Source organism: Streptacidiphilus fuscans, assembly GCF_015690355.1.
Taxonomy (GTDB): Bacteria; Actinomycetota; Actinomycetes; order Streptomycetales; family Streptomycetaceae; genus Streptacidiphilus; species Streptacidiphilus fuscans.
The window spans coordinates 83,844-97,205 of record NZ_JADPRT010000012.1 but is presented as its reverse complement, the minus strand read 5'-3'; the positions used below and the strand labels follow the sequence as shown (position 1 = coordinate 97,205).

At 71.7% G+C, this 13,362-nt stretch carries 12 protein-coding genes; 6 read left to right on the top strand and 6 right to left on the bottom strand.

Going from position 1 to position 13,362, the window contains the following annotated elements; genetic code table 11:
• Positions 1–25: 25 nt before the first annotated feature.
• Together I2501_RS26160 and I2501_RS26155 are read right to left on the bottom strand one after the other, a co-directional pair.
• Positions 26–1,117 (bottom strand): LacI family DNA-binding transcriptional regulator, encoded by a 1,092-nt coding sequence (locus tag I2501_RS26160; RefSeq protein WP_196196685.1) that lies wholly within the window; start codon positions 1,115–1,117, stop codon positions 26–28.
• 220 nt (positions 1,118–1,337) lie between these two features.
• Positions 1,338–2,087: a VOC family protein gene (locus tag I2501_RS26155; protein WP_196196684.1), complete on the bottom strand. Its 750-nt coding sequence runs from the start codon at positions 2,085–2,087 to the stop codon at positions 1,338–1,340.
• A 110-nt stretch (positions 2,088–2,197) separates the two neighbouring features.
• Between I2501_RS26155 and I2501_RS26150 the strand changes: the two genes are divergently transcribed.
• Positions 2,198–3,082 carry a sulfurtransferase gene (locus I2501_RS26150; RefSeq protein WP_196196683.1) on the top strand — a complete coding sequence of 295 codons (885 nt, stop codon included), beginning with the start codon at positions 2,198–2,200 and terminating at the stop codon, positions 3,080–3,082.
• Positions 3,083–3,192: 110 nt separating this feature from the next.
• On the opposite strand, the gene sepH is transcribed toward I2501_RS26150, so the two are convergent.
• Positions 3,193–4,425 (bottom strand): septation protein SepH, encoded by a 1,233-nt coding sequence (gene sepH / locus I2501_RS26145; RefSeq protein ID WP_196196682.1) that lies wholly within the window; start codon positions 4,423–4,425, stop codon positions 3,193–3,195.
• Positions 4,426–4,963: 538 nt separating this feature from the next.
• Between sepH and I2501_RS26140 the strand changes: the two genes are divergently transcribed.
• On the top strand, positions 4,964–5,812 hold the full coding sequence (locus tag I2501_RS26140; RefSeq protein ID WP_196196681.1) for a hypothetical protein: 849 nt from the start codon (positions 4,964–4,966) through the stop codon (positions 5,810–5,812).
• A gap of 17 nt (positions 5,813–5,829) precedes the next feature.
• Here I2501_RS26140 and I2501_RS26135 read toward each other — a convergent pair whose 3' ends face one another.
• Together I2501_RS26135 and I2501_RS26130 are read right to left on the bottom strand one after the other, a co-directional pair.
• On the bottom strand, positions 5,830–7,161 hold the full coding sequence (locus tag I2501_RS26135) for a D-arabinono-1,4-lactone oxidase (protein ID WP_328806640.1): 1,332 nt from the start codon (positions 7,159–7,161) through the stop codon (positions 5,830–5,832).
• Positions 7,097–8,383 carry an MFS transporter gene (locus tag I2501_RS26130; RefSeq protein ID WP_236047232.1) on the bottom strand — a complete coding sequence of 429 codons (1,287 nt, stop codon included), beginning with the start codon at positions 8,381–8,383 and terminating at the stop codon, positions 7,097–7,099. The genes I2501_RS26135 and I2501_RS26130 overlap by 65 nt, the downstream gene beginning before the upstream one ends.
• Positions 8,384–8,585: 202 nt before the next feature.
• Here I2501_RS26130 and I2501_RS26125 point away from each other — a divergent pair, with 202 nt between their 5' ends.
• Together I2501_RS26125 and I2501_RS26120 are read left to right on the top strand one after the other, a co-directional pair.
• Entirely contained in the window at positions 8,586–9,743 is a 1,158-nt protein-coding gene (locus I2501_RS26125) for a ferrochelatase (protein WP_196196679.1), read from the top strand.
• 18 nt (positions 9,744–9,761) lie between these two features.
• The gene (locus I2501_RS26120; RefSeq protein WP_196196678.1) at positions 9,762–10,568 is read left to right on the top strand and encodes an inositol monophosphatase family protein; all 807 of its coding nucleotides are present in this window, start codon (positions 9,762–9,764) and stop codon (positions 10,566–10,568) included.
• A gap of 135 nt (positions 10,569–10,703) precedes the next feature.
• Here the strand turns inward: I2501_RS26120 and I2501_RS26115 are convergent, their stop codons facing one another.
• Positions 10,704–10,889, bottom strand: a complete 186-nt coding sequence (locus I2501_RS26115; protein ID WP_196196677.1) for a hypothetical protein — start codon at positions 10,887–10,889, stop codon at positions 10,704–10,706.
• A 313-nt stretch (positions 10,890–11,202) separates the two neighbouring features.
• On the opposite strand from I2501_RS26115, the gene I2501_RS26110 reads away from it, so the two are divergent.
• Entirely contained in the window at positions 11,203–11,856 is a 654-nt protein-coding gene (locus I2501_RS26110; protein ID WP_196196676.1) for a response regulator transcription factor, read from the top strand.
• Positions 11,857–11,877: 21 nt separating this feature from the next.
• Positions 11,878–13,188 carry a sensor histidine kinase gene (locus I2501_RS26105; RefSeq protein ID WP_328806638.1) on the top strand — a complete coding sequence of 437 codons (1,311 nt, stop codon included), beginning with the start codon at positions 11,878–11,880 and terminating at the stop codon, positions 13,186–13,188.
• The last annotated feature ends 174 nt before the right edge of the window (positions 13,189–13,362 follow it).

Sequence of the window (13,362 nt, the reverse complement as noted above, 5' to 3'; positions counted from 1 at the left end):
CTGACCGCCTGCTGCCCGCCCTCGGTCACCCCAGCGTCGTGGACGCCCGGACGTGGAGGGCGGGCAGCAGGTCGAGGTGGCGGTGGGGGAGTTGCTCGTCCGGGCCCTCGGTGAGGCGCTGGAGGAGCAGGTCGACCGCCGTGGCGCCCAAGGCGTGCTTCGGCGGCGCGATCGCGCTGAGCGGGACGTCGGCCAGGGCCGCGGTCTCGTCGTCGTAGGCGACGATGGCCAGGTCGTCCGGGACGCGCAGCCCGTGCGACTGCAACTGCTGGAGCAGCACCAGCGCGTCCGAGTCGGTGTGGACGAGCGCGGCGTCGATCTCGCCCTCCACGATCGCGGTCGGCAGTGCCTCCAGGCGCTCGGTGAAGTCCTCCGCGACCGGGGTCCGCGGCGGGCGCAGGCCGAGCGCGTCCATGCCGACCTGGTAGCCGGTGGCGATGAAGTCGGCGGTGGGCGTGCCGGGTCGGGCCAGCAGCGCGATCCTGCGGCGGCCGAGCGAGGCCAGGTGGCGGACGGCCACGCACGCGCCGTGGACATGGTCGGTGCAGACCCGGTCCAGCTCGGCCAGCGGCGAACCCGGTGTGACCCGACGCTCCAACAGGACCGTCGGGACGCCTAGTTCGAGCACGGCGTCCTCCTCCTCGGCGCTGGGCGCACCGCTCGGCCAGGTCGGCGTGAGGAGCAGGCCGCTGACGCCCGTGTTCAGCATGGAGGCGATCTGCGCCCGGTCCTGCTCCGGCCGGTAGTCCGAGATCCCGAGGATCAGCCGGACCCCGGCGGCAGCGGCGGCGTTCTTCGCACCACGGATGACCTCGGCGTAGTAGTACGAGGCGGCCGGCACCAGCAGGCCGAGCACCGTGTCCGGCGGCAGCACGCGTCGTGCGGGGGCGGCGGCACCCAGCAGTTGGCCGGAGCGCAGCTCGGCCGCCGGATCCGGCCAGGTGACGAAGCCGTGCGCGCGTTGCAGCCGACCGGCCTCGGCGAGCATCTCGACGTCCCGCCGCGCCGTGACCGCGGACACCCCGAGGGCCTCGGCCAGGTCGGTGACCCGCAGCGAGCCGTGTTCCCGGACCAGGAGCAGGATCTGCTCGTGCCGTTCGTCGACGGAAGGGCGCACGATTTCCCCCAGAGTGAGCGGCTGCGGTGGCGGTGCGGCCGAATCCCTGGGACGGGGACTGGCAGCGCGTCAGGGGAAGCCTAGCGAATCGGGGCACCGGTGCTTTCGCAAAACAATCATCCGGTCACTCGATCAGGTTCGCCGCCGCACAGCTGGACGGAACCCTCGATCCCGAGGGCCACCACCGCCGACCCGCCGCACAGCAGCACACGTACCGCCGTCAGGCCGAGTTGCTCGGCCAGGCCGCCGCGTCCGCGAGCCGGACCAGGGCGAACGGACCGCCCTGCGGGTCCTGGAGGTAGGCGACCTCGCCGTAGCGGCGGGCGCGCGGCGTGGTGACCAGCCGACCGCCCAGCGACTCGGCGGACTTCACCGCGAGGTCGACGTCGTCCACGGCGAAGTAGACCCGCCAGCGCGGATGCGACTCCTGCGGACCGGCCTCGCGGATGCCCGCCACCCGGTGGCCGTCGAGCTTGAGCAGGATCGCGTCGTCGTCCCGCTCCACCTCCGCCGGGCCGTCGGCGACCGTGGCCAGACCGAAGGACTTGGCGTAGAAGTCGGCCGCGTCCAGCACCGAGGGGGCGAGCAACTCGCTCCAGACCACCGAGCCGTGGGCGCGCCGCAGCTGCCACCCGGCGTGGGCGTGCGCCTCCCAGATACCGAAGGTCGCGCCCCACGGGTCCGACGCCAGGGCCAGGCGACCGGCGTCCCCGGAGTCCAGCGGTCCCAGCGCGACCGTGCCGCCGCAGTCGCGGATCCGCTGGGCGACCTCGTCCGCGTCGTCGACGGCGAAGTAGGTGATCCAGTCGACCGGATACCCGGCCTCCTCCGGGATCTCGCCGATCCCGGCGACCAGCCGCCCGCCCACGGAGGCGCGGACGTACGGCCCGAGCCGGGCCGGGCCGGGCCCGAAGTCCCAACCGAACAGCGCGCTGTAGTAGTCGCACGCCCCCTGGAGATCGTGTGCCATCAGACTTACCCAGCAGGGTGTGCCCTGCGGATGTCGCACGGAGTCACTCACTCTCCCGATACTCCCACCTCACGGCTCCGGAAACCGTCCAAGGCACGAGAATGTCCGCTATGAATGCTCAGTCGTCATCTCATGTCCAGCCGACGGCGCTGATCGCTCCGGCAGAGCTCGCCGAACTGCTCCAGCACACCTCAGCGGGCGACCGCCCGCCCGTGCTGTTGGACGTCCGTTGGGCCCTGGGCGGCCCGCCCGGGGCCGAGGAGTACGCCAAGGGCCACCTGCCCGGCGCCCGCTTCGTGGACCTGGACCGTGACCTGGCCGCCGCGCCCGGACCGGCCGGGCGGCACCCCCTCCCCGACCCGGCCGTGCTCCAGGCGGCGTTGCGCCGCGCCGGGGTGGCCGACGACCGCGAGGTGGTCGTCTACGACGCCGCCACGTCGATGTCCGCCGCCCGCGCCTGGTGGCTGCTGCGCTGGGCGGGACACGACGCGGTCCGCGTGCTCGACGGCGGCTTCAAGGCCTGGGCGGATGCCGGGCTTCCGGTGTCGCTGACCGAACCCCCGGCCGTGGAGGGCGACTTCAGGGTCCGTCCGGGCAACCTGCCGACGGTGGACGCGGACGGGGCGGCGACCTGGGCCGACCGTCCGGCGGGCGTGCTGCTCGACGCACGCGCGGGGGAGCGCTACCGGGGCGAGACGGAACCGGTCGACCCGCGCGCCGGGCACATCCCCGGCGCCAGCTCCGCACCCACCGGCGACAACGTCGACGCGGACGGCCGCTTCCTCCCGGTTGACGCGCTGGCCGCGCGGTTCGCGGCTCTCGGCGCGACGCCTGACGCCGAGGTCGCCGTCTACTGCGGCTCCGGCGTCACCGCGGCGCACGAGATCCTGGCTCTGCACCTGGCCGGTGTCCCGGCGACGCTGTATCCGGGCTCGTGGAGCGAGTGGTCCGGCGACCCGTCCCGCCCCGCGGCGACCGGCCCTGACCCGCGCTGAGCTGCGCCGACCCGCTTGAGCTGCGCGCCGGCAAGGACGAAGGGCCTCGGGCAGATCATCTGCCCGAGGCCCTTCTACGTCCTGTCTACGTCCCGATCCCTGATCCTGCGTCAGTCCTGTTTCTTGCGGCGGGTACCGAAGACGATCTCGTCCCAGCTCGGCACCGCGGCCCGGCGGCCGGGGCGGACGCCGTCGGCCTCGGCCTGACGGTCTGTCGACCCGACCAGGCGGTCGCGGTGCGGGCTGGCGGTGCGCGGCATCAGGATGTCCGCGTAGGCCGAGCCCGCGCCGACCGCCGCCGCGGCCGGAGCCTCCGGCTCGACCGGGATCGCCTCCGACGACTCGTCGGACACGGCCCCGGGCGTCGTCACGTCGAGAATGCTGCTCAGCGAGTCCCCCGGGGGGACCGGCCCGACCTGCGACGCAACGGAGGACGGCGAGGACGCCGACGCGGCGGCAGAGGCGGCCGGCGGCTCCGCCGTCCGGTCGCCTGTCGTGCGCTCGCCCGTCGGGCGTTCGATCGGCTTCCGTTCGATCGGCATTCGCTCGATCGGAACCCGTTCGACGGGAACCCTTTCGGTCGAAGACCGCTCAACCGGAACGCGCTCAACCGGTACTCGCTCAACCGGAACGCGTTCGATCGGCGTGCGCTCGGGCGCGTGCGGACGCATGCCCATGCCGCGGTCGGCTCCGGGCAGGCGGGCGATGCGCGGGACGAACGGGAAGGTCGGCTCCTCCACCCGCTCCGGCGTCTCGCCGATCAGCGCACGGGCCTCGTCGTCGAGCGGCTGCACCAGACGGCGCGGCGGGTCGTACGTCCACCGTGCCTGCCGTGCGGCGCCGTCGGCGTGGTAGGCGAGGACGATCTCCCAGGTGCTGTCGTCACGCCGCCACGAATCCCAGACCGTGCTGTCCTTGTCGGCGCCGCGCAGCAGCAGGCGCTCGGCCACCGCGTCGCCCAGCTGCGGACCGGTGCTCTCGCCCGCGCGGCGGACCGAGGTCTTGCGGGCCCGCTCGGCCATGAAGGCGCGCTCGGCCAGGACCGGCCCCTCGAAGCGGCGGACCCGCTCGACGGAGATGCCCGCCTGCTGCGCCACCTCTTCGGCGGTCGCGCCGGCGCGGATCCGTGCCTGGATGTCACGCGGACGCAGGTGGCTCTCGACGTCGATCTGGCCCAGCCGCGGGCGGTCGCCACGCACGGCGGCGCGCAGCCGCTCGTCAATCGGAAGGAAGTATTCCGTCGAATCGGCAGCCTTGAGCACCAGTCGTGAGCCGTCATTGCTGACGGCTACGACACGCAGTTCGGGCACGGTTACCTCCCGGGTGGTGCCTGCCGACGTCACCTGCGTCGCTGCTCCCGTAACGAGTGTGGCGTGCCGACGGCCGGCCGACCACAACATTGCAGAGTTACCCGGTGTGTCGGCCTCTATCCGCGACTCACCGTTATGGCACAGTTACTTCTTTTGCGTCATGTGACGAGTTGTCACTGCTGCTGCCGATGGTGTCGTTCCTGTGTGCTGTTCTCTTTTCGTGCTGTCGCCACACCTTGCGCGGCGATCACCCCGGGACGAGCGTTCCCGACCGCGCGCAGCCAGGCGTCATGAACGGTACTCCATTCGTGGCACCCAGGTGGTGCGGCTCGCGGCTCAAGTCTCCCCTGAATCATCGGATTCTCAAGGGTCGCCACTCCGATGGGCGTCGACCGACCGACGGACGGTGATCATCTTCACACATTTCGGCCATCCGGAACCATCACATCCATCGAACGGTCGTACCTGGTGCAGTATGGAGAAAGGCGGATATCGAGGGGCATTGGTGGAGGATCTGGAAAAGTCGCGCCGAACGTCCGAGCGAAAGCGTCTCGATCTGAGCTTCACTCAGGTGGCCGCGAGTGCGTTGGCGGCGGTGGTCGGCGCGCTGCTCGCGTCCCAGCTCGGGGTCTACGGGACGATTCTCGGCGCGGCGGTGGTCAGCGCGGGCGCGACCACCGGAGGTGCGTTGTTCCAGCATCTCTTCCGGCGCACCGGCGAACAGCTGCGCGAGATATCCGGCGGTTCCGTGCCCCTGGAGCAGACCCGTCGGGTCGAGTCCGTCGGCGGCACGGAGGAGTCGGACGAGGCAGCGGCATCGGCCGAGCCGGAGGAGAAGACGCAGCTCTTCGACCCGTTCGACCCGGGCGGCGACCATACCCGGATGATGGCGCAAATCAACCCACCGGATCCGGCCGAGACGGTGGCGGTTTATCGCGGGCGCACCACCTGGAAGCCCAGGAGCTGGCGGGTCTACGCGATCACGGCGACGCTCGTCTTCGTGATCGCGCTGGGGGCGGTCGGCGCGATGGAGCTGGCCGTGGGCAAGCCCGCCGACCAGTTCTTCGGCGGCGGAGGCAGCGGGCCGAAGCCGGGCTCCGGTGTGTCGGCCCCGGCTGACCCGTCCGGTTCCTCCAGCTCTGCCGCGACTTCGACCGGCGGAAGCGGTTCCGGTTCCGGTTCCGGCTCCGGCGCGGGCGGTCAGGGCCAGAGCCAGGGCAACGGCTCGGGGCACGGAGCGGCCTCTCCCGGCGCGAGCCCGTCCTCCTCGCCGAAGCCGGACCCGAGTCCGAGCTCCAGCGCGGGCGGTGCTTCCTCACCCTCGCCCGGTGCGTCGTCCTCGGCCGGCGCGGGCTCCGGCACGGGCGGGTCCGCCGTTTCCGGCGACGGTGTCGCGCCGAGCGCCACGCCCAGCCCCTGACCAGCGCGCGACTGGGCTCAGTCGCCCAGCACCCGGCGCAGGTAGTCGTTGCCGAACCGGCGGTCCGGGTCCACCCGGTCCCGCAGCGCGGTGAAGTCCGCGAAGTGCGGATAGACGGCGGCCAGGTACTCCGCGTCGCGGGTGTGCAGCTTGCCCCAGTGCGGACGGCCCTGATGGGCCGTCATCAGCTTCTCGACCTCGGTGAAGTACCCCTGGTCGGCGGTGCCCCGGTAGAGGTGGACGGCGATGTAGGCGGTGTCACGCCCGCTCGCGGTGGAGAGCCACAGGTCGTCGGCGGGCGCGACGCGCACCTCCACCGGGAACGTGATCCGCCAGTCGGACCGCTCCACCAGCCGCTTCAGCTCGCGCAGCACGGTGGTGGCCGCCTCGCGCGGGACGGCGTACTCCATCTCGACGAAGCGCACCCGGCGCGGGCTGGTGAAGACCTTGTACGAGGTGTCCGTGTAGGTCCGCTCCGACCAGGCCTTGCTGGCGATCTTCGCGATGGTGGGAATCGTCCCCGGCAGTGCCCGGCCCACGCGGCACGCGCCCTCCCAGACGGTGTTGGAGACGAAGTCGTCGTCGAGCCAGCGCCTGAAGTTCGGCAGCGGCGCGGCGGGCCCTTCGCTGCGGTTGTTGCGCTTGGTGGTGCAGCCCTCGGTGTGCGGGAACCAGTAGAACTCGAAGTGCTCGTTGCCGTCGGCCAGTTCGTCGAAGCGTCCGCTGACCTCGTCGAAGCTCATCGGGGCCTCGTGCGCGGCGAGCAGGAAGGCGGGCTCGACGCCGAAGGTGATCGCGCTGACCACGCCGAGCGCGCCGAGACCGAGCCGGGCGCCCTGGAAGAGCTCGGCGTTCTCGGTCGGCGAGCACTGGGCGATCGTTCCGTCCGCGAGCACGATCTCCAGCGCCTTGATCTGCGCGGCGAGCGATCCCGAGGCGCGGCCGGTGCCGTGAGTTCCGGTGCTGGTCGCGCCGGCGACCGTCTGCACCATGATGTCGCCCATGTTGGTCAGGGCGAGTCCGGCCTGCTCCAGCAGCCGGTTCAGCTGTTCCAGCGGGAGGCCGGACTCGACGGTGACGGTTCCGCCCTCGTGATCGATCTCCCGGATACCGGTCATTCGATCGGGGCGGACGAGCACTCCGTCGGTCGCGGCGATCGAGGTGAACGAGTGACCGGTGCCGACCGCCTTGACCGTGAGGTCGTCCGCGGCGGCAGCGGATATCGCCTCGGCCAGTTCCGCCGCCGATCCGGGCGTGACCACCCGGCGTGGACGCGCGGTCTGGTTACCGGCCCAGTTGCTCCACAGGCCGTGCTGGGTCTGCGGGATCTTCGGAGGCTCCGTCGACACGTGCTCGCTCCTGCTGTTCCGGCGCCGACCGGAGCCGGCGAGAGCCGAGGAAGGCCGTGGCGACCGCGAGCGACGCCGCGGCCACGGTCACCCAGTAGCCCGCGGAGGCGCCCGAGGCGTCGACCACCCAGCCCGCCGCGGAGGAGCCGAAGGCCACGCCGACGGCCAGACCGGTGGTGGTCCAGGTCATCCCCTCGGTCAGTTTGGCCGCAGGAACGATCCGCTCCACCAGCCCCATGGTGGTGACCATGGTGGGCGAGATGGACAACCCGGCGACGAAGAGCGCCGCCGCCAGGGCCACGAGGTTCTTCACGAATAGGAGCGGCAGCATACTCACTGCCAGCGTGACGATCCCCACCAGGAACCGCCGGGACAGCGGTCCGTTCAACTTCAGTGCCCCGAAGACGATCCCGGCGATGCAGGAGCCGAGCGCGTAGACGGCCAGCACGACCGAGGAGAGCGCCTTGTGGTGGAGGTGGTCGGCGAAGGCGACGGTCACCACCTCGACGCTGCCGAAGACGGCTCCGACGCCCACGAAGGTCAGCACCAGCACCAGCAGCCCGCGGGTCCGCAGCGCCGACGTCCCCTGGGCCTCGTGGCCGTGCGGGTGCAGCGGCGGCTCGGTGCGCGACTGCGCGCAGAAGAGCACCGACCCGATGGTGAGGAAGACCGTCGCCAGCAGCGGTCCGGCCTCCGGGAACCAGGACGTCGACAGCCCGACCGCCAGGATCGGCCCGACGATGAAGACGATCTCGTCGACCACCGACTCGAACGAGTAGGCGGTGTGCAGCAGCGGTGAGCCCTTGTACAGGTGCGCCCAGCGGGCGCGGACCAGCGACCCCATGCTCGGGATGCAGCCGGTCGGCACGGCGCAGACGAAGAGCGTCCAGTCCGGCGCGTCGAGGGCGGCGCAGAGCAGCAGCGCGCCCATCGCGGCGACGGCGACGCCGGTGGCGCGCAAGGCGACCCGGTTCTGCCCGTACCGGTCGACCAGTCGTCCGACCTGCGGTCCGAGTGCCGCCGCTGAGAGCGCGACCGTCGCGGAGACCGCGCCGCCGAGGCCGTAGTCGCCGCGCAGCGCGGAGAGCATGGTGACCATGCCGATGCCGACCATCGAGAGCGGCATCCGCGCGACGAACCCCGCGACCGAGAAGGCCAGGCTGCCGGGGGCTTCGGTGAAGATCCGCCGGTAGGCGGAGAGACCTGACAGCGCGGCGGACAAGAACGGCTCCGTAGGTCCGTAGGGGCAGGCATCGGCGGAACAGACGGCTCGGTCCAACGGGGCATGCCGTAAGGGATGTGGTCTGCCATGACAGCTTACGTGGACATACATGGGATGTCCTACCAATTCTCACCGTTCCTCCGCCCCGTCCGGCAGGCGGAGTCGTGCGGGGCCGCGGCGCGGGGGATGGCAGGATCGGAGCATGTCCGACGCGCATGCCCATGCTCCCTACGACGCCCTGCTGCTGCTCTCCTTCGGCGGTCCCGAGGGGGAGGACGACGTCGTCCCCTTCCTGGAGAACGTCACCCGCGGGCGCGGGATCCCCAAGGAACGTCTGGTCGAGGTCGGCCGGCACTACTTCCTCTTCGGCGGGGTCAGCCCGATCAACGCCCAGAACCGCGAGCTGCTCCAGGCGCTGCGCAAGGACTTCGGCGACCACGGCCTGGACCTGCCGGTCTACTGGGGCAACCGCAACTGGGCCCCCTACCTGCCGGACGCGCTGCGCGAGCTGCTCGCCGACGGCCACCGCCGGGTGCTGGTCCTGGCCACCAGCGCGTACGCCAACTACTCGGGCTGCCGCCAGTACCGGGAGAACCTCGCCGCCGCGCTGACGGCGCTGCGCGAGGAGGGCGTCCCCGGCGCGGCCGAGCTCCGGGTCGACAAGCTCCGGCTCTTCTACAACCACCCCGGTTTCGTCGAGCCGATGATCGAAAGCACGCTTGCGGCGATCGACTCGCTTCCGGAGAGCATTCGATCGAACGCTCGCCTCGCGTTCACCACCCACTCGATCCCGGACACGCTCGCCGACTCCTCCGGCGCGCCCGGAGACCCCGCCCGCGGGCGGCCCGGCGGCGCCTACGTCGCCCAGCACCTGGAGGTCGCCCGGCTGATCGCCGAGGCGGTCGCCGAGGCCACGGGCGTGACGGACCGCCCCTGGGAGCTCGTCTACCAGAGCCGCAGCGGCGCACCGCACATCCCGTGGCTGGAGCCGGACATCTGCGACCACCTGGAGGCGCAGCACGCGGCGGGCGCGGCCGCGGTGGTCATGGTGCCGATCGGCTTCGTCTCCGACCACATGGAGGTCAAGTACGACCTCGACACCCAGGCCAGGGAGAAGGCCGAGGAGCTCGGCCTCCCGGTCGCCCGCGCCGCCACCGTCGGCGCGGACCCGCGCTTCGCCGCTGCGGTACGCGAGTTGGTCCTGGAGCGCTCCGCCACCGAACGCGGCGAGTCGCCCGCCCGCTGCGCACTGGGCGCGCTCGGCGCCTCCTACGACGTCTGCCCGGTCGGCTGCTGTCCGGCCGCCCGCGGCGCGGCCCCGGCCGCGGCAGGCGCGGACTGGACCGACAACGGCAACTGAACAGGAAGCAAAGGGATCATGACTGATCGTCAGAGTCTGTACGCGGAACTGCTGGACATCGCCGTTGACGCCGCGTCACGTGCCGGAGCGCTGCTGCGCGACGGCCGCCCCGCGAACCTGGGCGTGGCCGCGACCAAGACCAGCGCGGTCGACGTGGTCACCGAGATGGACATCGCCGCCGAGAAGCTGATCACCGAGCTGATCGCGGAACGCCGCCCGGACGACGGCCTGCTGGGCGAGGAGGGCGCCTCCCGCGAGGGCACGACGGGCGTCCGCTGGGTGATCGACCCGCTCGACGGAACGGTCAACTACCTCTACGGACTGCCTGCTTGGTGCGTCAGCATCGCGGCCGAGCTGGACGGCGAGGTGGTTGTCGGCGTCGTCGACATCGCCCCGCGCGGTGAGCGGGTGCACGCGGTGCGCGGTGAGGGCGCGTACCTCAACGGCCACGCCCTCTCGGTGCGTCCCGCGCCGCCGATGGACCAGGCGCTGGTCGCCACGGGCTTCGGCTACCTCCGGGACCGGCGGGCCCGCCAGGCGGAGGTGGTGGCCGCGCTGCTGCCGTCGCTCCGCGACATCCGCCGCGGCGGCTCGGCGGCGGTCGACCTCTGCGACGTCGCCGCGGGGCGGCTCGACGGCTACTACGAGCGCGGCCTCAACCCGTGGGACTACAGCGCGGGCGCGCTGATCGCGGCAGAGGCCGGTGCCCTGGTGGCCGGCCGCCCGGGCACCCCGCCCAGCCCGGAACTCACCGTCGCCGCGCCCCCCGGCCTCTTCGAGCCGCTCCAGGAGGCACTGGAACGCCTGGGCGCCTGGCACGACTGAGCCCAACCCCGTGCGGCGCGTCGCGGCGCGGCACGCGGGCCAGAGCATGGCAACGCCCCGGACGCTGGTGCTGTCCGGGGCGGGCGGGGTACCGGTCGAGGGTGGTCGGGGGAACGGCGGGAGCGCGAGGAGCGCTTACGCCGCCGTGGGCGGAGCCGAAGGCATCAGTTCGATGCCGTGCTCCGCTGCGAGTCGTCGAAGGTCGTCGAGCTCTGACTGCTCGACCTCGGCCAAGAAGTCGTCACCCGACTCCAAGGCACGATGCAGGTCCTGTTCTGCGTTCCTTATGCGCTGAAGGATGCCGGCGGTGAAGGCGTCCATGAGGCATGACCCCCTTGCTGAGTGTCGGGCGACCCCGGTCTCCGAACGTTCGGAGGAACCGGCGCGGATGGCCGCACGGCGGGCGGGTGCGACGCACACGAGTGCCGGAGCGCCAGGAGCGCTCGTGCATCGCGGGTGTACGGAGCTTCCTGCCCACGGCCTCTTCGGGGGAAACCTCGCCGGAGGCGAGAAATCCGTCACGTCCCCGAGGGGCGGGCCCGGGGCTGCTTACCAGTGCTTTACAGGCGGGGGAGGCAGGATGGAAGCCTGTGAGCGCGCCCGGACCGGGTGTGCCGTGCCGAAAGGACCTGTGGTGCGAGTTCTCGTGGTCGAGGACGAGCAGTTGCTCGCCGATGCTGTCGCCACCGGTCTGCGTCGTGAGGCGATGGCGGTGGACGTGGTCTACGACGGGCAGGCGGCCCTGGACCGGATCGCGCTGAACGAGTACGACGTGGTCGTGCTCGACCGTGACCTGCCGCTGGTCCACGGCGACGACGTCTGCCGCAAGCTGGTCGAGGAGGCGCTGCCCACCCGCGTGCTGATGCTGACCGCCGCCGGTGACATCAGCGACCGCGTCGAGGGGCTGGAGCTCGGCGCGGACGACTACCTGCCGAAGCCGTTCGCTTTCAGCGAACTCGTCGCGCGGGTGCGGGCGCTGGGCCGCCGGGCGACGACACCGCTCCCCCCGGTGCTGGAGCGGGCCGGGATCAGCCTGGACCCGGGGCGTCGCGAGGTGCTGCGCGACGGACAGCCGATCTCGCTGGCGCCCAAGGAGTTCGCGGTGCTGGAGGTGCTGATGCGGGCCGGCGGCGCGGTCGTCTCCGCGGAGCAGCTGCTGGAGAAGGCCTGGGACGAGCACACCGACCCGTTCACCAACGTCGTCCGGGTCACCGTGATGACCCTGCGGCGCAAGCTCGGCGAGCCGCCGGTGATCATCACCGTGCCCGGCTCGGGATACCGGATCTGACCTGTGGCAGAGCAACGCAGCGTGACCGTGACGCCCCCGCCCGCCTCCGGCTCGGCGCAGGCGCCGAAGCAGAGCCACTGGAGCGGCGCCGAGGTCCGGGAGTCGGTGCTGCCGTTCCGGCCGACCCTGCGGATCCGGCTGACCATGTTCTACGGCGGGATGTTCCTGCTCGCGGGCCTGGTCATGGTGCTGGTGATGTACCTGTTCGTGGACCAGGCGTTCGGCTCGGCGACGCAGATGCCGCACTTCCGGGTGGGGCAGGGCGTCTACATCACCACCCCGGACGGCCAGCAGCTGACCGGTGACCAGCTCAACCAGTACCTCTACGGCTACCAGCACGCGCACACCGGCGAGGCGCTGCACCTGCTGGTGCTGAAGTCGCTGGCGGCGCTGATAGCCCTGCTGATCATGGCGGTCTTCTTCGGCTACGCGATGGCGGGCCGGGTGCTCAGCCCGCTCGGGAGGATCACCCGCACCGCACGGCAGGTGGCCGGATCCGACCTGCACCGGCGGATCGAGCTCGACGGTCCGGACGACGAACTCAAGGAGCTGGCGGACACGTTCGACGAAATGCTCGATCGTCTTGATCGATCTTTCGAGTCGCAACGAAAGTTCGTCGCCAACGCCTCGCACGAACTGCGCACGCCCCTGGCGATCAACCGCACCCTGCTGGAGGTGCAGCTCTCGGACCCGGACGCCACGGCGGAGCTGCAGCAGCTGGGGAAGACCCTGCTGGCCACCAACGAGCGCAGCGAGCAGCTCGTCGAGGGCCTGCTGCTGCTCGCGCGCAGCGAGAACGAGCTCACCGAGCGGAAGCCGATCGACCTGACCGAGGTCGCCCGGCAGGCCGTGGAGCAGACGCGCGGGGAGGCCGCCTCCCGGCACGTGCGGCTCACCGCGACGCTGCCGCCGGTCCCCGGCGAGGTGGTGGTCTCCGGCAACGGCGTCCTGCTGGAGCGGATGGCGCTCAACCTGATCCAGAACGGGGTCAAGTACAACCTGGCCGTGGACGGCTGGGTCGACGTCCAGGTCCACGGCGCACCGGACGGTGCGGGGGAGCTGGTGGTGGCCAACAGCGGCCCGCTGGTGCCCGGCTACGAGGTCGAGCACATCTTCGAGCCGTTCCGGCGCGGCAAGGGCCGGGAGCGTACGCACAGCGACAAGGGCGTCGGGCTCGGTCTCTCGATCGTTCGATCGGTCGTGCGCGCCCATGGCGGTTCGATCGAGGCGGTGCCGCGGACCGAGGGCGGCCTGCTGATCCGGGTCCGCATCCCGGCCGCCAAAGCGCCGACTTTGCCGCCGCCGATGCAGCCGCGCGGTCTCGCCTCCTGACCGACGTTCGGCCCCGCGTTCCGAAGGCGCAGAACGCGCCGATCGCCGATTTCGAACGAAAAATGCTCATCCGACATATCGATCCATATCGATCACGCCGTCGAGGCCGCCAGCAGCGGCCGCGACCGCGGGTAAGTTGACCGTCCAGTAAACCCGAAAAGGGGGGTGGAGTGG

Coding starts and splice junctions, on each gene's coding strand:
- I2501_RS26150 (WP_196196683.1), top strand. CDS start 2,198: ATGAATGCTCAGTCGTCATCTCATGTCCAGCCGACGGCGCTGATCGCT.
- I2501_RS26125 (WP_196196679.1), top strand. CDS start 8,586: ATGTCCGACGCGCATGCCCATGCTCCCTACGACGCCCTGCTGCTGCTC.
- I2501_RS26120 (WP_196196678.1), top strand. CDS start 9,762: ATGACTGATCGTCAGAGTCTGTACGCGGAACTGCTGGACATCGCCGTT.
- I2501_RS26115 (WP_196196677.1), bottom strand. CDS start 10,889: ATGGACGCCTTCACCGCCGGCATCCTTCAGCGCATAAGGAACGCAGAA.
- I2501_RS26155 (WP_196196684.1), bottom strand. CDS start 2,087: ATGGCACACGATCTCCAGGGGGCGTGCGACTACTACAGCGCGCTGTTC.